Annotated in this window: 20 protein-coding genes; 15 read left to right on the top strand and 5 right to left on the bottom strand. The window is 60.8% G+C overall.

What is annotated here, in order from left to right; genetic code table 11:
* Positions 1-19 precede the first annotated feature (19 nt).
* Positions 20-973 (bottom strand): hydroxymethylbilane synthase, encoded by a 954-nt coding sequence (hemC, locus tag E4P32_RS01550; protein WP_116433569.1) that lies wholly within the window; start codon positions 971-973, stop codon positions 20-22.
* A gap of 164 nt (positions 974-1,137) precedes the next feature.
* On the opposite strand from hemC, the gene ppc reads away from it, so the two are divergent.
* The 4 genes from ppc (at position 1,138) to E4P32_RS01530 (ending at position 6,723) form a co-directional block, all read left to right on the top strand.
* Positions 1,138-4,062 (top strand): phosphoenolpyruvate carboxylase, encoded by a 2,925-nt coding sequence (ppc, locus tag E4P32_RS01545; RefSeq protein ID WP_116433953.1) that lies wholly within the window; start codon positions 1,138-1,140, stop codon positions 4,060-4,062.
* Positions 4,063-4,202: 140 nt separating this feature from the next.
* The gene (locus E4P32_RS01540; RefSeq protein WP_116433570.1) at positions 4,203-5,135 is read left to right on the top strand and encodes a DMT family transporter; all 933 of its coding nucleotides are present in this window, start codon (positions 4,203-4,205) and stop codon (positions 5,133-5,135) included.
* Between the two features lie 51 nt (positions 5,136-5,186).
* Positions 5,187-6,110 carry a dienelactone hydrolase family protein gene (locus tag E4P32_RS01535; RefSeq protein WP_116433571.1) on the top strand — a complete coding sequence of 308 codons (924 nt, stop codon included), beginning with the start codon at positions 5,187-5,189 and terminating at the stop codon, positions 6,108-6,110.
* Between the two features lie 142 nt (positions 6,111-6,252).
* Positions 6,253-6,723, top strand: a complete 471-nt coding sequence (locus E4P32_RS01530; protein ID WP_116433572.1) for a GNAT family N-acetyltransferase — start codon at positions 6,253-6,255, stop codon at positions 6,721-6,723.
* A gap of 101 nt (positions 6,724-6,824) precedes the next feature.
* Here E4P32_RS01530 and E4P32_RS01525 read toward each other — a convergent pair whose 3' ends face one another.
* Positions 6,825-7,652, bottom strand: a complete 828-nt coding sequence (locus E4P32_RS01525; protein WP_116433573.1) for an HDOD domain-containing protein — start codon at positions 7,650-7,652, stop codon at positions 6,825-6,827.
* 237 nt (positions 7,653-7,889) lie between these two features.
* Here E4P32_RS01525 and argH point away from each other — a divergent pair, with 237 nt between their 5' ends.
* From argH to E4P32_RS01490, 7 genes are all read left to right on the top strand, one after another.
* The gene (gene argH / locus E4P32_RS01520) at positions 7,890-9,281 is read left to right on the top strand and encodes an argininosuccinate lyase (protein ID WP_116433574.1); all 1,392 of its coding nucleotides are present in this window, start codon (positions 7,890-7,892) and stop codon (positions 9,279-9,281) included.
* Positions 9,282-9,684: 403 nt separating this feature from the next.
* On the top strand, positions 9,685-10,851 hold the full coding sequence (locus E4P32_RS01515) for an ABC transporter substrate-binding protein (protein WP_116433575.1): 1,167 nt from the start codon (positions 9,685-9,687) through the stop codon (positions 10,849-10,851).
* A gap of 246 nt (positions 10,852-11,097) precedes the next feature.
* Positions 11,098-11,979 carry a branched-chain amino acid ABC transporter permease gene (locus E4P32_RS01510; RefSeq protein WP_116433576.1) on the top strand — a complete coding sequence of 294 codons (882 nt, stop codon included), beginning with the start codon at positions 11,098-11,100 and terminating at the stop codon, positions 11,977-11,979.
* A gap of 4 nt (positions 11,980-11,983) precedes the next feature.
* Entirely contained in the window at positions 11,984-12,883 is a 900-nt protein-coding gene (locus tag E4P32_RS01505) for a branched-chain amino acid ABC transporter permease (RefSeq protein WP_116433577.1), read from the top strand.
* Positions 12,883-13,644: an ABC transporter ATP-binding protein gene (locus E4P32_RS01500; protein WP_116433578.1), complete on the top strand. Its 762-nt coding sequence runs from the start codon at positions 12,883-12,885 to the stop codon at positions 13,642-13,644. The genes E4P32_RS01505 and E4P32_RS01500 overlap by 1 nt, the downstream gene beginning before the upstream one ends.
* Positions 13,641-14,369, top strand: coding sequence for an ABC transporter ATP-binding protein (locus tag E4P32_RS01495; protein ID WP_116433579.1), 729 nt, complete (start codon positions 13,641-13,643; stop codon positions 14,367-14,369). The genes E4P32_RS01500 and E4P32_RS01495 overlap by 4 nt, the downstream gene beginning before the upstream one ends.
* A gap of 130 nt (positions 14,370-14,499) precedes the next feature.
* Positions 14,500-15,996 carry a deoxyribodipyrimidine photo-lyase gene (locus E4P32_RS01490; RefSeq protein WP_116433580.1) on the top strand — a complete coding sequence of 499 codons (1,497 nt, stop codon included), beginning with the start codon at positions 14,500-14,502 and terminating at the stop codon, positions 15,994-15,996.
* A gap of 390 nt (positions 15,997-16,386) precedes the next feature.
* Here the strand turns inward: E4P32_RS01490 and E4P32_RS24200 are convergent, their stop codons facing one another.
* The 3 genes from E4P32_RS24200 to E4P32_RS01475 are packed head-to-tail and all read right to left on the bottom strand — an operon-like array spanning position 16,387 to position 19,721.
* Positions 16,387-16,737 carry a hypothetical protein gene (locus tag E4P32_RS24200; RefSeq protein WP_199525588.1) on the bottom strand — a complete coding sequence of 117 codons (351 nt, stop codon included), beginning with the start codon at positions 16,735-16,737 and terminating at the stop codon, positions 16,387-16,389.
* Between the two features lie 16 nt (positions 16,738-16,753).
* Positions 16,754-18,397 (bottom strand): aromatic amino acid ammonia-lyase, encoded by a 1,644-nt coding sequence (locus E4P32_RS01480; RefSeq protein WP_116433581.1) that lies wholly within the window; start codon positions 18,395-18,397, stop codon positions 16,754-16,756.
* A gap of 43 nt (positions 18,398-18,440) precedes the next feature.
* On the bottom strand, positions 18,441-19,721 hold the full coding sequence (locus tag E4P32_RS01475; RefSeq protein WP_116433582.1) for a urate hydroxylase PuuD: 1,281 nt from the start codon (positions 19,719-19,721) through the stop codon (positions 18,441-18,443).
* Positions 19,722-20,206: 485 nt separating this feature from the next.
* Between E4P32_RS01475 and E4P32_RS01470 the strand changes: the two genes are divergently transcribed.
* The 4 genes from E4P32_RS01470 to E4P32_RS01450 all read left to right on the top strand — a co-directional run bounded on the left by E4P32_RS01470 (position 20,207) and on the right by E4P32_RS01450 (position 26,462).
* Entirely contained in the window at positions 20,207-21,142 is a 936-nt protein-coding gene (locus tag E4P32_RS01470) for a LysR substrate-binding domain-containing protein (protein ID WP_016833487.1), read from the top strand.
* Positions 21,143-21,372: 230 nt separating this feature from the next.
* Positions 21,373-22,767: a nucleobase:cation symporter-2 family protein gene (locus E4P32_RS01465; RefSeq protein ID WP_116433583.1), complete on the top strand. Its 1,395-nt coding sequence runs from the start codon at positions 21,373-21,375 to the stop codon at positions 22,765-22,767.
* A gap of 121 nt (positions 22,768-22,888) precedes the next feature.
* On the top strand, positions 22,889-24,658 hold the full coding sequence (locus tag E4P32_RS01460) for an allantoate amidohydrolase (RefSeq protein WP_116433584.1): 1,770 nt from the start codon (positions 22,889-22,891) through the stop codon (positions 24,656-24,658).
* 442 nt (positions 24,659-25,100) lie between these two features.
* A complete protein-coding gene (locus E4P32_RS01450; RefSeq protein ID WP_116433586.1) occupies positions 25,101-26,462 on the top strand; it encodes an 8-oxoguanine deaminase in 1,362 nt (453 codons plus the stop codon).
* Positions 26,463-26,593: the final 131 nt, after the last annotated feature.

Here is a 26,593-nt window from a genome sequence, read left to right as displayed (position 1 = left end):
GCAAATGCGCGGTGCCGAATCATTCAGCCGCGTCAGCCTCAGCCTTGCACGCCGCCAGAATCGCTTCGGCGCCCTGCGTCTGCAGCAAGTCGGCAACCTGTTTGCCCAGCGCGGCCGGCGCATCAGCCGGACCTTCGGCTTCAGCCTCGGCGATCTGCTTGCCGTCCGGCGTCGCCACCAGGGCGCGCATGCGCATGCGATCGCCGTCTATCGTGGCGAAAGCCGCCAGCGGAATCTGGCAGCTGCCGCCGAAGGTGCGCGACAGCGTACGCTCGGCCGTCACGGCACGATCGGTAGCCAGATGGTTGATCGGCGCCAGCACGCGTTGCAAATCGGTGCGGTCGGCCAGGATCTCAATCGCCATCGCGCCCTGCCCGGGCGCCGGCAGGCTTTGTTCCGGCGCGATGGCGGAGCGGATGCGCGACTCCAGACCAAGGCGTTTCAGGCCGGCCACGGCAAGGATGATGGCGGCATAGTCGCCGCGATCCAGTTTGCCCAGGCGCGTGTCGAGATTGCCACGCAGGGGTTTGATTACCAGGTGCGGATAGCGCGCGGCGATCAGCGCCTGGCGGCGCAGGCTGCTGGTGCCGACCACGGCGCCGGCGGGCAAGTCGTCCAGGCCGGCGTAGTCGTTGGAGACGAAGGCATCGCGCGGATCTTCGCGCTCCAGAACGGCGCCCAGCACAAAACCTTCCGGCAATTCCATCGGCACGTCCTTGAGCGAATGCACCGCAAAATCGGCGCGCCCCTCGGCCATGGCGACTTCCAGTTCCTTCACGAACAGCCCCTTGCCGCCGACCTTGGACAAGGTGCGATCGAGGATCTGGTCGCCGCGCGTGGTCATTCCGAGGATGGTTATGCTGCACTGCGGATATAATGCAGCCAACCGGTCGCGCACGTGTTCGGCTTGCCACATGGCGAGACGGCTTTCACGTGAAGCGATGACCAGACTGGAGGGAGGAAATTCTTTCAAGACGGTTCTTCCGGTAGTCGCCGAGTCATCTGTGAAGATGCCCGGCGCATAAAAATATAAAAAAAGTGAGGCAATCAAGTGAGCAGATTCTAGCACGCAGCATCACTGACAGTTCGACCAGCACGCCCGACTTTCTCCTCTGAAAACCGTAGCAATTGTTGATCATGGCAACTAAACCAAAAACCCAAACCCCTGCTCGTTCTGCCCCTGTCCGTTCCGATAAATCTGCTGAAAAGTCTGCCGAAAAGCGCGTAGCCAAAACTAGCGCCGACAAAGACGCGCCGCTGAAAGAAGACATCCGCCTGCTCGGTCGTCTGCTCGGCGAAGTGCTGCGCCACCAGGAAGGCGACGCTGTCTTCGAAGTGGTCGAGACCATACGCCAGACCGCCGTGCGCTTCCGCCGCGAATCCGACGCCAAGGCCGGCGCCGAACTCGACAAGCTGCTCAAGAAGCTGACGCGCGACCAGACCAACTCGGTGGTGCGCGCGTTCTCGTACTTCTCGCACCTGGCCAACATCGCCGAAGACCAGCATCACAACCGCCGCCGCCGCGCCCACTTGCTGGCCGGCTCGGCGCCGCAACCGAGCAGCGTGGCCTACGCGCTGTCGCGCCTGGACAATGCCGGCGTGTCGGGCAATACCGTGCGCAACTTCCTGTCCGAGTCGCTGATCTCTCCGGTGCTGACCGCGCATCCGACCGAAGTGCAGCGCAAGAGCATCCTCGACGCCGAGCGCGAAATCGCCCGCCTGCTGGCGCTGCGCGACCAGCCGCTGACGCCGAAGGAATTGCGCGACAACACCGAACTGCTGCGCGCGCGCATCGCCACGCTGTGGCAAACCCGCATGCTGCGCTACACCAAGCTAACGGTCGCCGACGAAATCGAAAACGCGCTGTCCTATTACCGCATCACCTTCCTGCGTGAACTGCCGGCGCTGTACGACGACATCGAAGAAGAAATCAACGCGCAGTTTCCGTCGCGCTTACGCGCCAAAACCAGTGCCCGCACCACGCCGGCGGAACTGCCGCCCTTCGTGCAGATGGGCAGCTGGATCGGCGGCGACCGCGACGGCAATCCCAACGTCAACGCCGGCACCATGCAGCGCGCGCTGCAACGCCAGTCGAGCACGATCTTCGACTTCTATCTTGATGAAGTCCACGCGCTCGGCGCCGAACTGTCGATCTCGACCTTGATGGTCGACGCCAGCGCCGAACTGCTGGCCCTGGCCGACGCCTCGCCGGACAACTCCAATCATCGCGCCGACGAGCCCTACCGCCGCGCGCTGATCGGCGTGTACGCGCGTCTGGCGGCAACCGCCCGTCATCTCGGCGTGGTCAACATCCTGCGCCAGGAAGTCGGCGCCGCCGCGCATTACGCCGCGCCTGAGGAATGCATCGCCGAACTGCAGGTGCTGGTCGACTCGCTCAACGCCAACCACGGCAGCGCGCTGGTCAAGCCTCGCCTGGCAGTGCTGAAGCGTTCGATTGAAATCTTCGGCTTCCACCTCGCCACGCTGGACATGCGCCAAAGCTCCGACGTGCACGAGCGCGTGCTCGGTGAATTGTTCGCCAGCGCGCAGGTCGAGCCGTCCTATGCCGGCCTCAGCGAGGAAAAGAAAATCGCCCTGCTGCTGGCCGAACTGGCCAAGCCGCGCCTGCTGTATTCGCCGTACCTGACGTATTCGGACGAAACCAATTCCGAACTGACCATCCTGCGCACGGCCCGCGAAATCCGCCAGCGCTACGGCGCGCGCGCGATCCGCAACTACATCATCTCGCACACCGAAACCGCGTCCGATTTGCTGGAAGTGCTGTTGCTGCAAAAGGAAACCGGCCTGCTGCACGCCGACGCCAAGGATCCCTCGAAGCTGTCCGAACTTGAGCTGATGGTGATCCCGCTGTTCGAGACCATTCCCGACTTGCGCTGCGCCGCCGACATCATGGAGCAATGGCTGTCATTCCCATTGGTGGCGCCGCTGATCGTCAAGCAAGGCAAGCTGCAGGAAGTCATGCTGGGCTACTCCGACTCCAACAAGGACGGCGGCTTCCTGACCTCGAACTGGGAGTTGTACAAATCGGAAAACCGCCTGGTGGAATTGTTCAACCGCGCCGGCGTCAAGCTGCGCCTGTTCCACGGCCGCGGCGGCACCGTCGGTCGCGGCGGCGGTCCAAGCTACCAGGCCATCCTGGCGCAACCGCCGGGCACGGTCAACGGCCAGATCCGCCTGACCGAGCAAGGTGAAATCATTGCGTCCAAGTTCTCCAATCCGGAAATTGGCCGCCGCAACCTGGAACTGCTGGTGGCGGCGACGCTGGAAGCCAGCCTGATGCCGGAAACCACCGACGCCAAAGAGACCCGCAAGCTGGCCGAGTTCGAACGCGTCATGGGCGACCTGTCCGACCGCGCCTATCAGGCCTATCGCAACCTGGTCTACGAGACCCCGGGCTTCACCGACTACTTCTTCGCCGCCACGCCGATCGCCGAAATCGCCGAGCTCAACATCGGCTCGCGCCCTGCTTCACGCAAGTCGACGCGCCGTATCGAAGACCTGCGTGCGATTCCGTGGGGCTTCTCGTGGGGCCAGTGCCGCCTGCTGTTCCCGGGCTGGTACGGCTTCGGCAGCGCGGTGTCGGAATGGCTGCAGGAAGGCGGCAGCAAGGAGCAATCCAAGCGTCTTGCCACGCTACGCGCGATGTACAAGGAATGGCCGTTCTTCGCCGCGCTGCTGTCGAACATGGACATGGTGCTGTCCAAGACCGACCTGGCCGTGGCCTCGCGCTACGCCGGGCTGGTCGCCGACCGCAAGCTGCGCAACGCGATCTTCGGTCGTATCGTGGGCGAGCATGAACGCACCAGCCAGCTGCTCGGTTCGATCACCGGCAACAAGGATCGCCTGGCCGGCAATCCGCTGCTGGCGCGTTCGATCAAGAACCGCTTCGCCTATCTCGATCCGCTGAATCACTTGCAGGTCGAGCTCATCAAGCGCCATCGCTCCACGGCGGCGTCCGGCAAGAAGGTCGAGGAACGCGTACAGCGCGGCATCCACCTGACCATCAACGGCATCGCCGCCGGGCTGCGCAATACGGGCTGATGCCCGGCCCTGCTGCCCGAGACCACATCCGGCTTCGGGCAGCGTTTTCCATATCAGGAAAATCACGATAGCAAGTTTTGGAGTGCGGCGGCATCATCGGTTAGTCAAAATGAGCGCCCCTCATTATTGCCGGAAGCGTCATGAAACCAGCCGATCTGCTCCGCCTGCTAGCGCTGTCCGCCATCTGGGGCGCCAGCTTCCTGTTCATGCGCATCGCCGTGCCGGAAATGGGCGCGCTCAATACCGCATTCTTCCGCGTGCTGTTCGGCGCGGCCGGTTTGCTGCTGTTGCTGGCGATCTTGCGCGTAAAATGGCGTTTTGAAGGCAAGCTACGCGCCACAATGTTGCTGGGCGCCATCAATTCAGGCTTGCCGTTCGTGCTGTTCAGCTTCGCCGCCACGGTATTGCCGGCCGGGTACTCAGCCATCCTCAACGGAACTGCTCCCTTGATGGGCGTGGTCATCGGGGCGTTATTTTTTGGCGATAAGCTAACGTCGCGAAAAGTGGGCGGCGTCATCCTGGGCCTGGCCGGCGTTGCAGTCCTGACAAGGACCGGGCCGGTAGAGTTCGACACGGCGACCGTTTTGGGTGCACTGGCCTGCCTGCTGGCGACCAGTTGCTATGGTTTGGCAAGCTTCCTGACCAAGCGCTGGATCACCGATCGCGGCGGTCTGGACAGCAAGCTGGTGGCATGCGGCAGCCAGTTGGGCGCCGTCGCGCTGCTGTTGCCGTTCTTTGCCGTCATGGCAGCCTTGGAGGACGGCCCTGCCGCCCCGCTGCATGCCGGCATTGGTACGTGGTTTGCTTTATTGACGTTGGGTTTTGTGTGTTCGGCGCTGGCTTACATTTTATTTTTCCGATTAATTGCCGATATAGGTCCTGTTAAGTCGTTAACCGTTACCTTCCTGATTCCCTTGTTCGGTGTCTTGTGGGGGTGGCTGTTCTTGCAGGAACATTTATCGTGTGCGTATGCCGCCGGCGGCGCACTGATCGGAATGGCGCTGCTGCTGGTGTTGATGCCCGCGCGCGCTGGCTCAAAACAAAAGATTGACGGCAAAACCTCGGCAAGCTGACCTCATGCAGGTGGGCGCCGGAGGGGTTGCCAACACAACAAGGGGAAGTTCATGGGTACCTGGGGTAAAACCATCGCATCGCTCTGTTTTGCGGGCGTGTGCGGACATGCTGCAGCTGCCGCGCCGAAAGAGACCGTCAAGTCATTGCCGCCGTTGCGCACCGAACGCGTCGCGCTGACCAGCGTCGACACGCCAGGCGGCAAGGCGACCGCCTTGTTCGGTTACTGGTTCAAGGGCAAAGGCAAGGCCGACAAGCGACCGACCATCATCGCCATGCACGGTTGCGGCGGCCTCTACAGCAGCGTCAACAAGGAAAAGATCGAATTTACGCCGCGCCATATCGCCATGGCGCGCGCGCTGACCGATGCCGGCTACAACGTCCTGTTCCCCGACAGCTTCACGCCGCGCGGCCGCCGCTCGATCTGCCAGGAAAGCCTGCAGCAGCGCGAAGCCAGCAGCGCCAACCGCCGCCTCGATGTGCAAGTCGCCTTGCGCTGGCTGGCCACGCAGGAGGACGTCGACTATTCCCGCATCGGCATGGTCGGCTGGTCGCACGGCGCCACCACCATCCTGTCGGCGCTGAACCTGGCGCAGACCGACGTCGCCGTACGCAAAGTGCAGCCCAAGGCCGCCGTGGCGTTCTATCCAACCTGCACGGCCTTTTCCAAGAACCGCACGCCTTACAAGCCGGCCGCGCCGATGTTGATCCTGATGGGTGAAAACGACGACTGGACGCCGCCGGAAGCCTGCGAATCGCTGGAAAAGAAAATGCAGGACAGCGACACGCCGATCACCTTGCGTCTCTACCCCGACACCTATCATGACTTCGACGCACCGGGCATGCCGATACACGTGCGCATGGACATCACCGGTGTCGGCAAACCGGGCGCCGGTGTTACCAGCGGCGGCAATGCCGACGCACGCGCCGAGGCCTATCGCGAGATGCTGAAGTTCCTGAAAGAAAAGCTGGACTGACGACGGCAGGCTGATCATGAAGCGGACGAGGCGCAGGCCCGTCCGCTTTTTTATTGGGCGCGTCCGAGGTGCATCCCGACAGGGAACTTCACCGCTACGGTGCTGTTAAACAAGCAATAAGCACGGCTGACAAGGAAAACACATGCTGAAAATGACGCCCATGAGCACCGCCGACTTCGAAGGCTTCCGCGCAAGCTCGGCTGCCGATTATGTGGAACAGTGCCGCCTGACGGGCCTGCCGTCCCTGGCCACCAATCAGACCGGGACGCTCGCCGGCCTCGATGCATTGCTGCCGCAGGGGCCGGCGACGCCGGGGCATTACCTGATGCTGTTACAGGAGCAGGAAAACAGCGCCACCGTGGGAATGATGTGGTTCGGGGAGATCAGCAATAACGACGCGACGTCGGCCTTCTTGTACGATCTGTGGATAGCGCCAGCCTGGCGACGACGCGGTTTTGCGGCGGCGGCGCTGGCGCTGCTGGCGGAAGAAGCCCGGCTGCGCGGTCTCGGCAGCCTGAACCTGAACGTGTTCGCCCACAACACCGCGGCGCAAGCGCTCTATCGCAAGGCGGGGTTCGTCGCCAGTGAAATCACGATGGTCAGGGAATTGTAGGAACGCTGCTACACAAATTGCAGGATTGCAGGACCCCGCACAAAAAATTACGGCCGACAATGTCGGCCGTAATTTTTTGAACTCATTTCCTCAGGAAATTTTCAGGAAATCAGTTCTTCCATCCCTGCACCCAGCTCGGCCAGCGGCGGCAGATCGTCGAACAGCACGCCCGGCTTCACACCCAGCTTGCCAGCGACGTCATCCGGGAAGGTCGATTCCATTTCCTCACGGGAATAGTCATTCTCTTCCGCACGCGCGCGCCAGGCCGCGATATGGATCACGGCAGCGATTTTATTGAACGGCTCGGCTTCCAGCGGACTCGGGAACGCAGCAATGGCTTCCGAGAACTCTTCCGGGAAGCGCCAGCGCTTGGCAAGCTCCGCACCGACGTCGGAGAAGTCGTAACCGAACGACGTATGCTCGACGTCTAGGCGGCGCGCGTCGATGGTGCTGGCGATCTTGTCGATCTGGCGGGTCTGTTCAGGCATGGCCGCGTGCATGACCAACTGGCCGATGGCGTGCATCAGGCCGACGGTAAACGCCAGGTCGGAATTGAGGCCCTGCTTCTTCGCCAGCCATTTGGCGACGATCGCGGTGTGCAGACTGTAGCGCCAGAACAACTTGAGGTCCACGCCGGACATGGACTTGAAGCTGCCGGTGAGGCCGGTGCTGACCACCAGCGTGCGCACGGTCATGAAACCGAGCATCAGCACGGCATCGTCGACGGTGCCGATGCTGCGCGAGACGTGGTAGTAGGACGAATTCGCCAGGCGCAGCAGCTTGGCGCTCAAGACCTGGTCGGCGCTCAGCTTCTTGGCGATGTCTTCGATAGAGACATTGTCGTTATTGAAGCTCTCGATGACTTCCTGCACCACCTTGGGAATGCTGGGTAACGCGGCTTGCTGCTGAAACAGTGCTTCAAAATTCATGAGACCTCTCCCCGGACGAGTCCTGATACAACAAATTCGAATAGTTTGGATTTACAAAACAGCGTTTTGAGTATCTTAAAGATTTGCCAAGAGTGCAATGGTTTTTGTGCCATGAATCGTGGCAATCGGCATCCATACCACGCAGAAAATTCCCTATTGACTCCGCCTGCAAACAGGTGCGGCGTGGCTCAAATGTCATCGACTTGCTATAATCGCGCATTCTCTGGGATCCCCACTATGACTGCACAATTATCGAAAAAAGGCGAAGCCTGGTCGGCTCGCTTTTCCGAACCCGTTTCCGATCTGGTGAAACGTTACACCGCCTCTGTCTTTTTCGACAATCGCCTGGCGCAATTCGACATCCAGGGCTCGCTTGCCCACGCCGAAATGCTGGCGCACCAGCAGATCATCAGCGCGCAAGACTACGCCGACATCCAGCGCGGCATGGCGCAGATCAAGGGTGAAATCGACGGCGGCCAGTTCGAATGGCTGCTCGACCTCGAAGACGTCCACCTGAATATCGAAAAGCGCCTGACCGAACTGGTCGGCGACGCCGGCAAGCGCCTGCATACCGGTCGTTCGCGCAACGACCAGGTCGCTACCGACATCCGTCTGTACATGCGCGCCGCCATCGACGACATCAGCGGCCTGCTGCGCGACCTGCGCTCGGCCCTGGTGGATCTGGCCGAACAGCATGCCGACACCATCCTGCCGGGCTTCACCCACATGCAAGTGGCGCAACCGATCACCTTCGGCCACCACGTGCTGGCTTACGTTGAAATGTTCGGCCGCGACGCCGAGCGCATGGCTGATGCCCGCAAGCGCGTCAACCGCCTGCCGCTGGGCGCCGCTGCGCTGGCCGGCACCACTTTCCCGATCGACCGCCTGCGCGTAGCCAAGACGCTGGGTTTCGACGATGTCTGCCGCAACTCGCTGGACGCCGTTTCCGACCGCGACTTCGCGATTGAATTCTGCGCCGCCGCTGCGCTGGTCATGACCCACATCTCCCGCATGTCGGAAGAACTGGTGATCTGGATGAGCCCGCGCGTCGGCTTCATCGACATCGCCGACCGCTTCTGCACCGGTTCGTCGATCATGCCGCAAAAGAAAAACCCCGATGTGCCTGAACTGGCGCGCGGCAAGACCGGTCGCGTCAACGGCCACCTGATCGCTCTGCTGACCCTGATGAAAGGCCAGCCGCTGGCCTACAACAAGGACAACCAGGAAGACAAGGAACCGCTGTTCGACACCGTCGACACGCTGACCGACACGCTGCGCATTTTCGCCGACATGGCCGGCGGCATCACCGTCAAGCCGGACGCGATGCGCGCCGCTGCCTTGCAAGGTTACGCCACCGCCACCGACCTGGCCGACTATCTGGTCAAGAAGGGCCTGCCGTTCCGCGACGCCCACGAAGCCGTCGCCCACGCAGTGCGTACCTGTGTCGACCGCAACTGCGACCTGTCGGATCTGACGCTGGACGAACTGCGCGTCTATTCGCCATTGATTGAAAACGACATCTTCGGCGTCCTGACGCTGGAAGGCTCGGTGGCCGCACGCGACCACATCGGCGGCACGGCGCCTAACCAGGTGCGCCTGGCGATTGCAGAACTGCGCAAGTCGCTCTGAAGTAGAGAAATTACAGAATAGAAATAATGGAAATATCAGCGGGATCCACATCGCCAACGCGCCCCGGATCCCGTTGTACTGAGTCTGTACCAAAAGTAGCAGTGCGAGGTAATCAGCAGGACCGGCCCGTCTCCGGACAGGCCAGCATCACATCTGTCATCAGCAGCACCTCCGCTTCCGCGGAGCCAACAGACGGTTGCGCGACAACTTACCAGGTTGCAGTGCAGCAGTGTGTTTAAACCGGTTTACGGTATTCTTGACCGGTTGTATCCCAAAGGCTGCACGACGGCCTAAAGAGGATGGAGCAAAATAGGGAGTCCCACCAAAGATTCCTGCGTCGGTTACCCCCGGCTAATATTTCGCGTCATCCTCTATAAGAATATCTAACTAAGGAGAGAACTCGATGCGATTCAACATGCTTAAAACTGCTTTAAAGACCTTGCCTGCGCTGATGATCGGCGTGACCATGGCAAATGCCGCATTGGCCGCCGACGTCAAGCTCGGCCTCGCCGCTGCGCTGACCGGCCCTGCCGCCAAATACGGCGTCGCCATCAAGAACGGCTTCACGCTGGCCGCTGACGAAGTCAACGCCAAGGGCGGTGTCAACGGCAACAAACTGGTGCTGATTGCAGAAGACGAACAAGGCAAGAAAGAAGAAGCCATCAACGTCTTCAAGAAACTGATTTTCCAGGACAAGGTACTGATGGTCTTCGGCCCGACCCTGTCCAACTCGGCATTCGCCGCTGACCCGATCGCCAACGCCGCCAAGGTCGTCGCTTTCGGCACCAGCAACACCGCCGACGGCATCACTGCCATGGGCCCGTTCACCTTCCGCAACTCCGTCATGGAAGCCGACGTGCTGCCAGTGACAGTCAAGGCTGCCGTCAAGCATTTCGGCATCAAGAAGGTCGCCGTGATCTACGGTAACGACGATGCGTTCACCAAGTCCGGTTACGACGTCTTCAAGGCCACGCTGGAACAGCAAAAGATCCCGGTCACGACAACCGAGGCATATGCCAAGGGCGACGTCGACTTCAAGGCGCAGCTGACCAAGATCAAGGCCGGCAATCCTGACGCCATCGTCTGCTCCTGCCTGGCCGAAGAAGCTGCCAACATCATCCTGCAAACCCGCACCCTGGGCATGAAGCAGCCGTTCATCGGCGGCAACGGCCTGAACTCGCCGAAGCTGTTTGAGATCGCCAAGGATGCCGGCGACAACACGCTGATGGGCAGCCCATGGTCGTCGGAAAACCTGACCCCGGCCAACAAGGCGTTCATCGCCGCGTACAAGGCCAAGTTCGGTTCCGATCCTGACCAGTTCTCCGCACAAGCCTACGATGCTCTGCACGTAGTTGCCGAAGCACTCAAGAACGTCAAGCTGTCGGGCGCCCTGGACAAGGACCGCGACGCCCTGCGTCAAGCCCTGCCTGCCGTCAAGATCGACGGCGCCACCGGCAAGTTCGCCTTCCGCCCTGCTCCGCCGGTCGCCGGCAAGCAAGTCGGTTTCGATGCTCAGCAAGAAGCCGTGGTCAGCATCGCCAAGGGTGGCAAGTTCACACTGCTGAAGTAATCTTCGGTCGAACTGCGACGCGTACAAAGACTCCGGTATTTTTTACCGGAGTCTTTTTGTTGCATCGCTTGCCCTGCTTCACAAGCTTCACCACGCTTCACCAATCGCGAAAAAGAACAGGCTAGCCAAAAGCCGCTTTTCTGATGTAACGAGGGATACATCGCCAGCCTGCCAGTTTGCCCGGATGTGCAACTGACGGATGAGACCGGCGTACCTCACCACTCATCATCACTATTCGCAGGCCCTATGTTAGAACAACAACTTATCAACGCCCTTTCGCTGGGCAGTGTCTATGCGCTCTTTGCGCTGGGCTTCACGCTGGTGTTCGGCGTACTCGGCGTCATCAATCTGTCGCATGGCGCGATCTTCATGCTGGGCAGCTATGCCGCCCTGCTGCTGGTCGAAAAAATGGCGCTGCCGCTGTGGCTGGCCATGCTCGCCGCGATGGTCGCCACCGGACTGATCGGCCTGATCGTCGACATCCTGGTGCTGAAACCACTGCGCAAGCGCAATGCACCCCACCTGATTCCCATGATCGCCACCATCGGCGTGGCGATCATGCTGACCAATCTCGCGCAAGGCCTGTTCGGCGCCGAGAACAAGCGCTTCCCGATCGGCACCATTCCGGAAGACAGCGTCACCATCGGCAACCTGCACGTCACCGCCGTGCAGGTCGGCATCGTCGTCATCGCCTTCGTGCTGATGATCGTGCTGCTGGCCGTGATGCGCCGGACGCAACTGGGCCGCGCGCTGCGCGCCATTGCCGAGTCGCCAAAAGCGGCTTACCTGCTGGGCATCAACGTCGAAGGCCTGTTCTACCTGACCTCGTTTGCAGCGGCCGCCCTCGGCGGCGCAGCGGGCGTGCTGGTCGGCCTGTCGTTCAACGCGATCTCACCGTTCATGGGCCAGCCGATGCTGCACAAGGGCATCGCCGTCATCATCCTGGGCGGCATGGGCGACATTCGCGGCGCCATGATCGGTGGCTTGTTCCTCGGCTTTGCCGAGGTGCTCACGGTGGCATATATTTCGAGCGACTTCCGCGATGCGGTGGCGTTTGGTCTGCTGTTTTTGATTTTGTTGGTCAAGCCTTCAGGCATGTTCGGCAAAGTGCTGGAAAGAAAGGCTTAATCCCATGACTATGATGGAATGGTGGGATGGATTCTGGGCGACGTACAACACCGTCATCTTCAGCGTCGGCGTCAACGCCATGCTGGCCCTGTCAATCTACGTCACGCTGTCGTGCGGCCTGCTGTCGCTGGCCAACGCAGCGTTCATGGGGATCGGCGCTTACGTCGCGTCCCTGATTACCATGCAGACCGGTCTGCCCTTCCCGGTTGCGCTCGCAGCCGGCGGCATCCTGCCGGCGCTGGTAGCGCTGGTGATCGGCATCCCGACGCTGCGCCTGTCCGGCGTCTATCTCGCGATGGCGACGCTGGGCTTCGGCGAAGTGGTGCGCGTGGTGGTGCTGAACATGGAAATCACCGGCGGCCCGATGGGCCTGAACGGCGTTCCGCCGGTCACCGAGTGGTGGCACATCGTGCTGCTGCTGGGCATTACCGTGTACTTCCTCGCCCGCGTACGCCGCTCCAAGATCGGCCGTGCGTTTGAAGCGATCAAGGAAGACGAAGTCGCCGCCCGCCTGATGGGCGTCAACGTGGCCGGCTACAAGCTGCTGGCCTTCGTCATCGGCGCAGCGATTGCCGGCGTTGCCGGCGCGCTCAATGCGCACTACACCTTCACCATCGGTCCCAACAACTACGGTTTCGAAAACGCCGTGGATATCCTGACCATGGCCGTGTTCGGCGGCACCAGCAACCTGATCGGCCCGATGATCGGCTCGACCATTCTCTCGCTGCTGCCGGAAGTGCTGCGCCATTTCAAGGACTTCCGCCTGGCCGCCAACGGCCTGATCCTGATCCTGGTCGTGCTGTATCTGCCGAAGGGCATCTGGGATCCGCGTCGCATTCGCGCGTTCATGCACCGTCGTAATCCTGGCAATGCCGGTAACTCTGCAAGCAAGAAGGTGAACTGATGCTTTTACAATTCAACCAGATCAGTAAAAACTTCGGCGGTTTGCAGGTCCTGCAAGGCGTCCAGTTCAACGTGCCCGAAGGCGGCATCTTCGGTCTGATCGGCCCCAACGGCGCCGGCAAGACCACCGTGTTCAACCTGATCACCGGCCTGCTGCGCGCCTCCTCCGGCAACATCGTGTTCAACGGCCAGGACATCGGCAACGTCGCTCCGCACAAGATCACCGAACGCGGCATCGCGCGCACCTTCCAGAACATCCGCGTGTTCAAGGAAATGACGCTGCTCGAGAACGTCGTGGTCGGCATGCACGACCACCTCGACTACGGTTTCGGCGGTCTGCTGCTGAACCTCGGCTCGTTCCGCAAGATCGAGAAGGAAGCCCGCGAACGCGCGCTCGAACTGCTGTCCTGGGTGCGCCTCGACCACAAGGCCGAGATGCTGGCCGACAGCCTCTCCTACGGCGAACAGCGCAAGCTGGAATTCGCCCGTGCGCTGGCGACCAAGCCCAAGCTCTTGCTGCTGGACGAACCGGTGGCCGGCATGAACCCGGCCGAAAAGACCGAGCTCATGGCTGAAATCATCAACATCAAGCAGCGCGGTTTCTCGATCTTCATGATCGAACACGACATGCGTTTCGTGATGGGCCTGTGCGACCGCGTCGCCGTGCTCAACTTCGGCAAGATCATCGCCGAAGGCACCCCGGATGAGATCAAGAACAATCAGGAAGTGATCGAGGCCTACCTCGGCAAGGAAAAAGAATGAGCCAGACTGTCCCCAATGTAATTCTGCAAGTCCAGGACCTGGCGGTTTCCTACGGCCACATCGAAGCCGTCAAAGGCATCAGCCTGACCCTCAACGAAGGCGAGATCACCGCGCTGGTCGGCGCCAACGGCGCCGGCAAGAGCACCTCGCTGCTGGCCATCTCCGGCCTGGTCAAGGCGGCGCGCGGCAAGGTGATTTTCAACGGTGAAGACATCACCCAGCAATCGCCGCATCGCATCGTCGGCAGCGGCGTGGTGCAAGTCGCCGAAGGCCGCGCCACCCTGACCACGCTGACCATCGAAGAAAACCTCTCGCTAGGCGCCTACACGCGCAAGGACAAGGCTGGAGTGGCCGGCGACCTGGAGTGGGTCTATACGCTGTTCCCGGTCCTGAAGCAACGCGCCAAGGGCCTGGCTGGCAACCTCTCCGGCGGCGAACAGCAGATGCTCGCCATCGCACGCGCGCTGATGGCCAAACCCAAGGTTCTGCTGCTGGACGAACCGTCGATGGGCCTGGCGCCGCTGATCATCCAGGAAATCTTCCGCATCGTGAAAGAGATCAACAAGACCGGCATGACGGTCCTGCTGGTCGAACAAAACGTGCGCCAGGCGCTGCGCATCGCGCAACGCGGCTACGTGCTCGAAACCGGCAAGATCGTGCTGGAAGACACCGGCGCCAACCTGCTGCACAACCCGAAAGTGGTCGAAGCCTATCTGGGCGGCTGATCGTTTCGCATTTGCTCTCATCAAGAACAGCGGCCTGACGGCCGCTGTTTTTGTTTGTGCCGGCAGGATGCTTTACCATCGTGCGTTATTGCCTCCATTCATTGCCTTCACAAATCAACTTAGTCCCTCCATGCCGACTTTCGACTCTTCCCTCGTCTGGTTCCGCCGCGACCTGCGCATCAGCGATCACGCCGCGCTGTACTACGCGCTCAAGCAGAGCAAGCAAGTACATTGCGTGTTCGTCTACGACCGCGAGATCCTCGACGCGCTGCTGGCCGACGGCCTGCAAGCCGATCGCCGCATCGATTTCATCATGGCGTCCATCGCCGAACTGGACGCGGCCTTACGCGCAGCCGGCGGCGCGCTGATCGTGCTCCACGCCTCAGCGCAACAGGACATCCCGGCGCTGGCGGCGGAGCTCGGCGTCGACGCCGTCTTCACCAACGACGATTACGAACCGCAGGCGATCAAGCGCGACGCCGCCGTCAGGAAGCAGCTCGAAAAAGATGGTCGCCAGTTGCTGAGCTACAAGGACCAGGTCATCTTTGAAAAAGACGAAGTGCTGTCGCTGGCCGGCCGCCCCTTCTCGGTTTTCACTCCCTACAAGAACGCCTGGATGAACAAGCTGTCCGGTCCGGGCGGCGACTTCTATCTCAAGCCTTACCCGGTCGACGCCTACTTCGCACAACTGGCACCGCCGTCGAAGAAGCATCACCAGCCCCTGCCGACGCTGGAGCAACTCGGCTTTGCACCCAGCAACCTGAAGGACTTGCGCATCCCAACCGGCATGTCCGGGGCGGAGCAATTGCTGGAAGACTTCCTGCCGCGCCTGGGCAAGTACGGCGACACGCGCGACTTTCCTGCCGTCAAGGGACCGTCCTACCTGTCGGTGCACCTGCGCTTCGGCACCATCTCGATCCGCACGCTGGCGCGCGCCGCCGTCGACGCCATGCGCATCGGCGAGGGTCGTCGCGGTGCGCCGGTGTGGCTGTCGGAACTGGTCTGGCGCGACTTCTATTTCATGATCCTGTTCCATCATCCGCGCGTGACGGAGCGCTCCTTCAAGGCCGATTACGACGCGATCCAATGGGAAGGCGGCAAGCATGCGCGCGACATGTTTGCGAAGTGGTGCGAGGGCCGCACGGGTTATCCGCTGGTCGACGCCGCCATGCTGCAACTGAACCAGACCGGCTACATGCACAATCGCCTGCGCATGGTGACGGCGAGTTTCCTGACCAAGGACTTGGGGATCGACTGGCGCTGGGGCGAGAAGTATTTCGCCGATCTGCTCAATGACTTCGACCTGTCGGCCAACAATGGCGGCTGGCAGTGGGCATCGTCTTCAGGTTGCGATGCGCAGCCTTATTTCCGCATCTTCAATCCGATTACGCAGTCGGAGAAGTTTGATGCGGAGGGCAAGTTCATCCGGCGCTATTTGCCGCAGCTAGCCGGGTTGCCGGACAAGCATATTCATGCACCGTGGTTGTGTCCGGCGGATTTGCTGAAGGCGGCAGGGGTCAAGATCGGCAAGGATTATCCGGAGCCGATGGTGGATCATGCGGAGGCGCGGAAGAGGACGTTGTTGCGGTATGCGGTGGTGAAGAAGGATTTGGGGGATGAGGATTGAGTTTTGTGTTTTGTTCCGACTTCGTTTCGTCGGTAGCTTAGATTGTTCTTTCTTCGATCAACCATTCGCCGGGGGTAGCCCGGCAGCTACTCACTTTTCTTGTCTCGCCAAGAAAAGTAAGCCAAAGAAGGCGACCGCGATTCGCCGCCCCGCTGCGCGGGGTACCCGTTGATGCCACGCACAAATCGGGAAGGGAAACAAACTCGCTGCGCTCAGACAAGTTTCCCTTCTTTTTCCGATTTGTGCGCGTCACCAACGGCGACTCATAAGCGGACCGGCCAAACTGGCTCGCTGCGCATCGCCAGGGGGCACTCGCCTTCGGCTTCGTAATTCTCATCTTTGGTCGTGCCCATTTACGTCGTTGTTAACGGTAGCGAAGAACACAGACCATCACGCCACCGCCCTACCTTGGCGAGGCGAAGCGAGCCAGTCTGGAATTCCCGCTTGCGAGCAGCCGGCGGCGGCGAGTACAAATCGGATAAAGAAGGGAAACTTGTCTGAGCGCAGCGAGTTTGTTTCCCTTCCCGATTTGTGCTCGACGACGCCGGGCACCCCGAAGGGGCTGCGAACTTGCGGTCGCCTTTCTTTGCTTACTTTCTTTGGCGAAGCAAAGAAAGTGAGCGGCTGCCGGGCCGCCCCCGGCTTGGTCGTCCGAAGAAAGAAAAATCTTAGCAACCCGCAGCAAGCAAGTCGAAACAACCACACAATAAAAAAGAGCAGCCAAAGCTGCTCTTTTTTCATCACACCACAAACCCCATCAAACAAACTTCCCAATCCGTCCCACAACAGCCTCCCGCACCGACCCGCTGGTGATGAACGAATGCGCCACCTGAATATCGTTGTGGAACCAACGATCCCCATCGAGGCACGCCGGAATCTGCTTGCGGATCTCTTCGTAAGCCGCCTGCGTCCCCTCACCCAGCACGAAGTCATTGAGCAACTCTTCCGTCATGGTCAGCCCCTGCGCCGCCAGCAGCATTTCCACGCCGACGATGTACTGCGTATTGGCGACGACTGTCGCCGCCTTGCGCGCGCACCAGGTCGAGTTGGAGACGTGGTCTTCGCTGTTGCCCTTGGACGGGATGCTGTCGACGCTGCCCGGCATGGACAGGGTGCGATTTTCCATCACCAGTGAACTCATCGAGCACTGCACCACCGGATAGCCGGTGTTGACCCCACGCACGCCGCTCATCAGGTTGCGCGGCAGGCCCCACGACAAGGTCGGATCGATCAGACGCGCAATGCGGCGTTCGCAGATGCTGCCGAGATCAGTGATCGTCATCGCCAGCAAGTCCATCGCCTGCGCCAGATACTGGCCGTGGAAGTTGCCGCCGGAGATGATCTCGAAGCCGCCGCCTTCCTTGTCAAAGATCAGCGGGTTATCCGTGGCGGAGTTGATTTCCTTGTCGACGATGGTGTCGATGTAATCCAGCGCATCGAACACCGGGCCATAGACCTGCGGCGCGCAGCGCAGCGAATAGACGTCCTGGATCCGCGACGAGTACGGAATATCGGTGCGGCGCGATTCGTCCGGCAGCTGCACCGAGCGTGCTTCGTGCGTGGTGCGGGTGGAACCCTTGAGCAAGGTGCGGATGACGGCGGCGGTTTTGATCTGGCCGGCGTGCGGACGCGCCTGCTGGATGCGGGCATCGAAGGCGGACATTTCGGCGCGCATGGCTTCCAGCGTGAGGCCGAGCGACAGGCAGGCGTCGGTCAGCAGGTTGCGTGAATCGTGCGCTGCCAGTACGGCGACCGCGAGCGAGGCGGTGCAGCCGTTGATCAGGGCCGAGGCGTCCTTGGCCTTCAGGTCGAACTTGACCGGGCCGATGCCGGCCTTGGTGATGGCTTCGGGCGCGCTCATGCGCTTGCCCTGGTACATCACTTCGGCTTCGTCGAAACCGACGATGGCGGCTGCCAGGTAAGCCAGCGGCGCGAGATCGCCGGAAGCGCCGACCGAACCCTTTTGCGGCATGATCGGATGGATGCCGGCATTGATGAAGTCCAGCAGGCGATCGACCACTTCCACGCGCGGCGCGGAGTAATTGCTGGCGAAGGCGTTGGCGCGCAACAGCATGGTGGCGCGGCTGACTTCTTCGGAGAACGGTTCGCCGATGCCGGCGCTGTGGGCTTTAATTAATTGCGTCTGGAACAGTTCGATGTGCTCGACCTTGATGCGGGTGTCTTTCAACAAACCGACGCCGGTGTTGAAGCTGTACATCATGGGCGCTTCGTCGTGCATCCAGGTCGACTCGATGAAGTCGCGGCTTTGCTTCAGGGCAGCGCGCGAGGAGTCGGCGAGTGCGACTTTGGCGTACGAGCCATTGCTGCCGTTCGTGCCGCGAGAGACGCTCACGACTTGCGCAGCGTTGAGGTTGAAACCGTCGATGGTGATGGTGGTCATGAATATTCCTTGTATTTCTTTGTCGATTTCTCTGTCGGTCGGATTACTTCGCGCCCGCTTCGAACCAGGCGCCGATCAGCGCGCGCTCTTCGTCGGTCATGTGCGTCATGTTGGCCAGCGGCATGTCCTTGGTCTGGACCGCGCGCTGGTACACCTTGGCGGCGTGCTGGCGAATCAGTTCCGGCGTCTGCAGCATCATGCCTGCCGGCGCCGTGGCGAAACCTGCCTGCGTCGGCTGTGCGGAGTGGCAGCTGGCGCAACGCTGGGTGATGACTTCCTGCACGCGGGCAAAGTCTACGCCGCTTGCCGCGGCGGCGACAGGTACAGTTGCGCTGCTATCAGTCGCAGTGCCGGTTGCAGCGGCTGGTGAAACTACCGGTACAGCGGCGACCTTCGGCAACGGCTTCGGCGCAATCGCAATCGCCACGCCCAGCAGCAATACGCAACCGGCAATCGGGAAACCGATCGAGACCTTGCCGGCATGGCGCAGGTTGAAGAAGTGACGGATCAGCACGCCTGCGGCCATGATCGCTGCCAGCACCAGCCAGCTGTACGCATGGGTGTAGGTCATCGCGTAGTGGTTGCTGATCATGATGAACAGGATGGGCAGCGTGAAGTAGTTGTTGTGCACGCTGCGCTGCTTGCCCTTCTTGCCGTAGATCGGATCAGGCGATTTGCCTTCCTTCATGGCTTCCACCAGCTTGCGCTGACCGGGGATGATCACCATCAGCACGTTGCCGACCATGATGGTGCCGATCATCGCGCCGACGTGGATGTAGGCGGCGCGACCGCTGAGCAGGTGCGTCAGCACATACGCCACCGCGACGATGAAGACGAACATGACCGAGCCGAGCAGGCCTTCGCGTTTTCCCAGCGGCGATTTGCACAGCAGGTCGTAGACAATCCAGCCGAGCACCAGCGTGCCGAGACCGACGCCGACCGATTGCAGGCCGGAGAGATCGGCAACCGATTTGTCGACCATCATGGCCGAGGCATTGAAGTAATAGACGATGAACAGCATCGCGAAGCCGCTGATCCAGGTGGCATAGGCTTCCCACTTGAACCAGTGCAGTTCTTCCGGCAATTCGGAAGGCGCGACGAGATATTTCTGCGGGTTGTAGAAGCCGCCGCCGTGCACGGCCCACAACTCGCCGGACACGCCCTTCTTCGCCAGATCACTGCCCGGTTTCGGCGGACGGATGGAGTTGTCCAGCCAGACGAAATAGAACGAGGCGCCGATCCACGCAATCCCGGTGATCAGGTGCAACCAGCGCACCAGCAGATTGAGCCACTCGATGCCATACGATACGAACAATGCTTCCATGTCTTCCCCACGTTTGTTCCTCACCTGCCACTGCGGGCGCTTCAGGTGAGCGAGGCCGGGCCTCAGATCACAAAACGGTCGATCCGATGCAATGTAAAAACACATGCTCCGGATAAATAAGAAGACTTGCGCAGAGCGTCTCCTGCCTCTGCGTAAATCCTCGTTACCTGCTGCCGCGACGACCTCGATGGCGATTGCCATCTGTTATTTTTCTCAGTCGCAGCCTGCGCACTGACGGTGCGACCGGGATGCTGGAACGATAAACGTGTTGGCTCTTTAAAACATTGCCAGCATCTTATATTTGACATACGCATATTCATATACAACAATGATCAGGTTATGTGGGAAGCTCTATACGCCAAAAAATATAACCAGAGACTTTTCATAACATCAACAACGTGCGGCCACCCTCCACGGGTAAGAAGGCAGTTCAGCGCGCCCTGCGCAGACGCCCGCCTCGCTTTACCAGTTACCCGGAGACAATCATGTCCAGGCTGCCAGACCATCTCGATATCCACCTGATCCGCATTCTCTATCTGTTGCTGTGCGAAAAGAACGTCTCGCGCGTCGCCCTTAAACTCAACCAGCCGCAGCCGTCGATCTCGGCCTCGCTGCGCAAGCTGCGCGAACTCACCGGCGATCCGCTGCTGGTGCGCGGCGCACGCGGCATGGTGCCGACCCAGCACGGCGAGAGCCTGCTGAAACCGGCCAAGCGCATCCTCGACGAAACCGAGCGCCTGTTCGTGCCCAAAACCGCCTTCGTGCCGCAGGAAGAAGCACGCACCTTCCACATCGCCGCGCCGGATTACATGAACACGCCCTTCTTCACCGAGGTCATCGCGCGCCTGCGCCGCGAGTCGCCCAAGAGCCATATCGTGATCCATGCGCTCGGCCCCGAGACCGATTACGTACGCCTGCTGTCGGACGGCGAACTCGACCTCGTCATCGCCAACTGGGACGAGCCGCCGCCGCATCTGCATTTGTCCAAGCTGTTCGACGACCCCATCGTCTGCCTGATGCGTTCCGATTGCGCCTATGCCAAGCGCACCGCCAAGGACGCCATGACCATCGAGGATTACCTGACCCTGCCGCACGCGGCGCCGTCGCAGATCTTGCCCGGCTACCACGGCACCATCGACACCTTCCTCGAAAAGCAGAACCTGCATCGCAACGTCGTGGTGGAGTCGGCGCACTTCCGCATGCTGCCTTACATGGTGGCGCAAACCGACCTGGTGCTGAGCGCCGGCCAGCAGTTCGCCAGCTTCTATGAAAAGACCTTGTCGCTGAAGAGTTACAGCGTACCGATCAAGTTTCCGCCGCTGCGTTTTTATCAGTTGTGGCATGAACGCGTCCATCAGGCGACCGAGCATAAATGGCTGCGTGCACAGGTCAGCGCAGCGGCGAAAATGCTTGTCAACTAAGGCTTTCGGGCAACATCAGCATCGAGTTGCTTATATCCACATTCAGAAAACGAGTATTGGCTGACCTATATATTGGACTGAGTGATTTACTTTAGTATCGGCCCACAAGCCTGTACGGAGGATCCTGCTCAGAATCTGCACCCTTCTGCAAGGACTTGACGAGAGGCCGCAGCAAGTCGGATCCAGCATTCAACTTGCGACGGTCTCCATATAAAAACTTGGAGACAGCCATGACAACCCAAACACATCCGGTGGACGAAAGACTGCCGATACTCAAACTTGCCGCGCTGGGCATGCAACACGTACTCGTGATGTATGCCGGCGCCATCGCAGTACCGCTCATCGTCGGCGGTGCCCTAAACCTGCCAAAATCCGAAATCGCTTACCTGATCAGCGCCGACCTGTTCTGCTGCGGCCTGGTCACCATCATCCAGAGCCTCGGCATCTGGAAGTTCGGCATCCGCATGCCGGTGATGATGGGCGTCACCTTCGCCGCCGTCGGGCCGATGGTCGCCATGGCCAACAATCCTTCGCTGAGCATCCTGCATATCTACGGGGCCGTCATCGCGTCAGGGATATTCTGCATGCTGGCCTCGCCCTACATGAGCAAGCTCATGCGCTACTTCCCGCCGGTGGTGACCGGCACCGTCATCACGGTCATCGGCGTATCGCTGATGGGCGTCGGCATCAACTGGGCGGCCGGTGGTCAACCCATCATCGGCAAATTGATCGACGGCGTCTTCGTCAAGATCCCGAATCCCGATTACGGCTCGCCGCTGAGCCTGTCGATCGCCGCCGTGGTCCTCGTCTCCATCCTGCTCATCACCAAATATGTCAAAGGCTTCATCGCCAACATCTCGGTGCTGATGGGCATGATCGTCGGCTTCGTCATCGCCTTATCGCTGGGCAAGATCAACTTTGACGGTCTCGGCGCAACGGAATGGTTCGCCGTGATCAAACCGTTCCACTACGGCTGGCCGCAGTTCGACGTCGGCTCCATCATCAGCATGTGCCTGGTCATGATCGTCACCATGATCGAATCGACCGGCATGTTCATGGCGCTGGGCGACATCGTCGAGAAGAAAGTCGACGACAAGACGCTGGCGCGCGGTCTGCGCGTGGACGGCCTGGGCACGGTGATCGGCGGCGTCTTCAACACCTTCCCGTACACCTCGTTCTCGCAGAACGTCGGTCTGGTCGGCGTCACCGGCATCCGCAGCCGCTATGTCTGCGTCGCCGCCGGCGTGATCCTGGCGGCGTTCGGCCTGTTCCCCAAAATGGCGCACGTAGCCGCATCGATCCCGCAATTCGTGCTGGGCGGCGCCGGCATCGTGATGTTCGGCATGGTGGCCGCGACCGGGATCAAGATCCTGGCCAAGGTCGATTTCAACACCAACCGCAACAACCTGTTCATCGTCGCCATCAGCATCGGCGTGGGCATGATCCCGATCGTCGCGCCGACCTTCTTTGACAAGATGCCCGGCTTCTTGTCCACTATCTTCCATAGTGGCATATTGCTTGCATCCACCATGGCGGTCGTGTTGAATGTGTTCTTCAACGGCCGCGGCAGTGATGATGAAGTCGCCAACTATGCGTTGGCGGCGGCACAGAGTTCCGATCACTGACAATTGAAATACGACAGGACGGCATACCGTCCTGTCGCAGCAGCAGAAACAAAAGAAACAACCAGCAGAAACAGCAACAAACACAAGCAACCATCCGTATTTATTGGCAACAGGTATCACGATGACCACACTAGAACAATTGAACGGCAGCGCCGCGCGCGACGTACCGGCTTTCGTCAACACCCTGCACGGGATCTACGAGCACTCGCCATGGATTCCCGAACGGGCAGCCAAGCTCGGCCCCTTCGCCAACATCACGGCCCTGAAGCAGGCGCTGCAAGGCGTGGTCACCGGCGCCGAGCGCGCAGAACAACTGGGCCTGATCCGCGCCCACCCCGAGCTGGCAGGCAAAGCCGCCATCGCCGGCGAGCTGACCGCCGAGTCCACCGGCGAGCAAGCCAAGGCCGGCCTCAACCTGTGCACGCCGGAAGAGTTCGCTACGCTGCAAAAGCTCAACGGCGATTACAACGCCAAATTCGGTTTCCCCTTCATCCTCGCGGTCAAGGGCGCCACCGGCAAGGGCCTGACGCGCCAGCAAATCATCACCACCTTCACCCGCCGCCTGCGCAATCAGCCCGAAGACGAACTGCGCGAAGCGCTGCGTCAGATCGGCCGCATTGCCGAAATGCGCATCAACGACCTGCTCGGCTACACCCCGGCCATCGGCGCCACCATCATGGAATGGGCCGAAGAAATCGGCTCCTGGAGCGAAGACGAAGGCGCCCTGACCTGCACCTTCATGACCGACGCGCACCGCCGCACCGCCGACCAGATCGCCCACTGGATGCGCGAAGCGGGCATGCACGCCCACATCGACGCGGTCGGCAACGTAGTCGGCCGCTACCTCTCGACCGACCCGCAGGCCAAGACCCTGATGACGGGCTCGCACTACGACACGGTGCGCAACGGCGGCAAGTACGACGGCCGCGAAGGCATCCTGCTGCCGATCGCCATCGTCAAGCATTTGCATGAAAAAGGCGAAACCCTGCCCTTCCATTTCGAGATCATCGGTTTCTCGGAAGAAGAAGGCGTGCGCTTCAAGAGCACCTTCCTGGGCAGCAACGCCATCATCGGCCAGTTCGACCTCAACCTGCTCAACCTCACCGACCGCGACGGCGTCAGCATGCGCGACGTGCTCACGCAAGCCGGCCACGACGTCACCGCGATTCCGAAGATCGCACGCGACCCGTCCGACCTGCTCGGCTACGTCGAAGTCCACATCGAACAAGGCCCGGTCCTGCTCAACCGCGACCTCCCGGTCGGCATCGTCACCTCGATCGCCGGCAGCTCGCGCTACCTGGTCAACCTCAAAGGCGTCGCCAGCCACGCCGGCACCACGCCGATGAGCATGCGCAAGGACGCCGCCGCCGCCGCTGCAGAAATCATCCTCTACGTCGAGCAGCGTTGCGGCCAGGACCAGCATGCTTCATTGGTCGGCACCGTCGGCCAGTTGCAAGTCCCCAACGGCTCCACCAACGTCATCCCCGGCGCGTGCGTGCTATCGCTCGACATCCGCGCTGCCGCAGACGACATCCGCGATGCGGCGGTCGAAGATGTGCTCAAGAAGATCGAAGAAATCAGCCAACGCCGCAGCGTCGACGTTACCATCGAAAAGACCGTCTCCGCCCCGGCCGCGCCCTGCGCGCACTGGCTGATGAACCAACTCGCCGCCGCCACCGAACGCGCCGGCGTCAAACCATTCGAACTCGCCTCCGGCGCAGGCCACGACGCCATGACCATCGCCAAGATGACCGATGTCGCCATGCTGTTCACACGCTGCGGCAACGGCGGCATCAGCCACAATCCGTTGGAGACGATGACGGCGGATGACGCCGAAGTGTCAGCGCAGATCCTGTTGGATTTCTTGCGGAATTTTAAGGCGAAGGTTTAAAAAGCAAGCAGCCTAGCAGCACGATGCCGAAGGCGAGTAACCCAAGGCAATGCGAAGCGAGCCGAAAAAAAGAATTCCGCTTATGAGTCGCCGTTGGGGACGCGCACAAATCGGATAAAGAAGGGAAACTTGTCTGAGCGAAGCGAGTTTGTTTCCCTTCCCGATTTGAGTGCGGCACCAACGGGAACCCCGCAAAGCGGGGCGGCGAATCGCGGTCGCCTTTCTTTGCTTACTTTCTTTGGCGAAGCAAAGAAAGTGAGTAGCCGCCGGGCTACCCCCGGCACGGTCGACCGAAGAGAAAACAGAATTAGCTACCGACACACGCAACAAAAAAGAAACAATCAACAAAGCCAGGCAAAGCGTTAATAGGGTTTAAAAGGGACTCCACTATCACCCGCGCCGAATCAACACCCAACACCAAACACAACCCAGTGAGTCCCAAATGACCAAAACCCTATTAATCAAAAACGCCACCGTCGTAGTAACAATGAACGACACCAGAGAAGAAATCAAAAACGGCGCCCTCTTCATCCGCAACAACGTAATCGAACAAGTAGGCCAAACCGCAGACCTCCCCCAAACCGCCGACGAGGTAATCGACGCAACCAACCACGTGGTGCTGCCCGGCCTGATCAACACCCACCACCACATGTACCAAAGCCTCACGCGCGTGATCCCCGCCGCGCAAGACGGCGAACTGTTCAACTGGCTCACCAACCTCTACCCCATCTGGGCCGGCCTGACACCGGAAATGATCAAGGTCTCCACGCTCACCGCGATGGCCGAACTGATCCTCTCCGGCTGCACCACCAGCAGCGACCACCTCTATATTTATCCAAACAAGACCCGTCTCGACGACAGCATCGAAGCCGCGCAGGAAATCGGCATGCGCTTCCACGGCGCGCGCGGCGCGATGAGCGTCGGCCAGTCCAAAGGCGGCCTGCCGCCGGACCGCGTGGTGGAAGATGAAAAAGACATCCTGCGCGACACCCAGCGCCTGATCGAGACCTACCACGACCACAGCCGCCACGCCATGCAACGCATCGTGGTCGCGCCCTGTTCGCCGTTCTCGGTCTCGCGCGACCTCATGCGCGAAGCGGCCGACATGGCGCGCAGCTACAAAGTCTCGCTGCACACCCACCTCGCCGAAAACGTCAACGACATCGCCTACAGCCGCGAGAAATTCAACATGACGCCGGCCGAATACGCCGAAGACTGCGGCTGGGTCGGCCACGACGTCTGGCATGCGCACTGCGTCCAACTCGACGACCACGGCATAGCCCTGTTCGCCCGCACCGGCACCGGCGTGGCGCACTGTCCCTGTTCCAACATGCGCCTGGCCTCCGGCATCGCCCCGATCCGCAAGATGATCGATGCCGGCGTCCCGGTCGGTCTCGGCGTCGACGGCAGCGCCTCCAACGACGGCGCCCATATGCTCGGTGAAGTGCGCCAAGCCATGCTGCTGCAACGCGTCGGCTTCGGCCCGGACGCCATGACCGCACGACAGGCGCTGGAAATCGCCACCCTCGGCGGCGCCAAGGTATTGAACCGCGACGACATCGGCGCACTGAAGCCGGGCATGTCGGCCGACGTCGTGATGTTCAAACTGGATCAGATCGGTTTCGCCGGCGCGCTGCACGACCCGGTCGCCGCGCTGGTGTTCTGCACGCCGGCCAACGTGTCCTACAGCGTCATCAATGGCCGCGTGATCGTACGTGAAGGTCAATGCACAACAATCGATCTCGGATCCGTCATCGAGCGCCATAACACGCTGGCATTTGAGCTGGCGGACGCAGCAAACTGACATGCAGTAAGCAGCAAGCACCACTAATCAAAAACAAAAAAAACGACATTCCGGCCCGCTCCCACCCGAGCAGCCCGGAATGTTTTGCCATGCGCCGTCGACATAATTGCACGGTGGAAATGCTTAGAACA

This window comes from Herbaspirillum sp. 3R11, from assembly GCF_004563925.1.
GTDB lineage: Bacteria > Pseudomonadota > Gammaproteobacteria > Burkholderiales > Burkholderiaceae_D > Herbaspirillum.
This window is presented reverse-complemented; position numbering and strand designations above follow the sequence as displayed.

Coding starts and splice junctions, on each gene's coding strand:
- ppc (WP_116433953.1), top strand. CDS start 1,138: ATGGCAACTAAACCAAAAACCCAAACCCCTGCTCGTTCTGCCCCTGTC.
- E4P32_RS01540 (WP_116433570.1), top strand. CDS start 4,203: ATGAAACCAGCCGATCTGCTCCGCCTGCTAGCGCTGTCCGCCATCTGG.
- E4P32_RS01535 (WP_116433571.1), top strand. CDS start 5,187: ATGGGTACCTGGGGTAAAACCATCGCATCGCTCTGTTTTGCGGGCGTG.
- E4P32_RS01530 (WP_116433572.1), top strand. CDS start 6,253: ATGCTGAAAATGACGCCCATGAGCACCGCCGACTTCGAAGGCTTCCGC.
- E4P32_RS01525 (WP_116433573.1), bottom strand. CDS start 7,652: ATGAATTTTGAAGCACTGTTTCAGCAGCAAGCCGCGTTACCCAGCATT.
- argH (WP_116433574.1), top strand. CDS start 7,890: ATGACTGCACAATTATCGAAAAAAGGCGAAGCCTGGTCGGCTCGCTTT.
- E4P32_RS01515 (WP_116433575.1), top strand. CDS start 9,685: ATGCGATTCAACATGCTTAAAACTGCTTTAAAGACCTTGCCTGCGCTG.
- E4P32_RS01510 (WP_116433576.1), top strand. CDS start 11,098: ATGTTAGAACAACAACTTATCAACGCCCTTTCGCTGGGCAGTGTCTAT.
- E4P32_RS01505 (WP_116433577.1), top strand. CDS start 11,984: ATGACTATGATGGAATGGTGGGATGGATTCTGGGCGACGTACAACACC.
- E4P32_RS01500 (WP_116433578.1), top strand. CDS start 12,883: ATGCTTTTACAATTCAACCAGATCAGTAAAAACTTCGGCGGTTTGCAG.
- E4P32_RS01495 (WP_116433579.1), top strand. CDS start 13,641: ATGAGCCAGACTGTCCCCAATGTAATTCTGCAAGTCCAGGACCTGGCG.
- E4P32_RS01490 (WP_116433580.1), top strand. CDS start 14,500: ATGCCGACTTTCGACTCTTCCCTCGTCTGGTTCCGCCGCGACCTGCGC.
- E4P32_RS24200 (WP_199525588.1), bottom strand. CDS start 16,737: ATGAAAAAAGAGCAGCTTTGGCTGCTCTTTTTTATTGTGTGGTTGTTT.
- E4P32_RS01480 (WP_116433581.1), bottom strand. CDS start 18,397: ATGACCACCATCACCATCGACGGTTTCAACCTCAACGCTGCGCAAGTC.
- E4P32_RS01475 (WP_116433582.1), bottom strand. CDS start 19,721: ATGGAAGCATTGTTCGTATCGTATGGCATCGAGTGGCTCAATCTGCTG.
- E4P32_RS01470 (WP_016833487.1), top strand. CDS start 20,207: ATGTCCAGGCTGCCAGACCATCTCGATATCCACCTGATCCGCATTCTC.
- E4P32_RS01465 (WP_116433583.1), top strand. CDS start 21,373: ATGACAACCCAAACACATCCGGTGGACGAAAGACTGCCGATACTCAAA.
- E4P32_RS01460 (WP_116433584.1), top strand. CDS start 22,889: ATGACCACACTAGAACAATTGAACGGCAGCGCCGCGCGCGACGTACCG.
- E4P32_RS01450 (WP_116433586.1), top strand. CDS start 25,101: ATGACCAAAACCCTATTAATCAAAAACGCCACCGTCGTAGTAACAATG.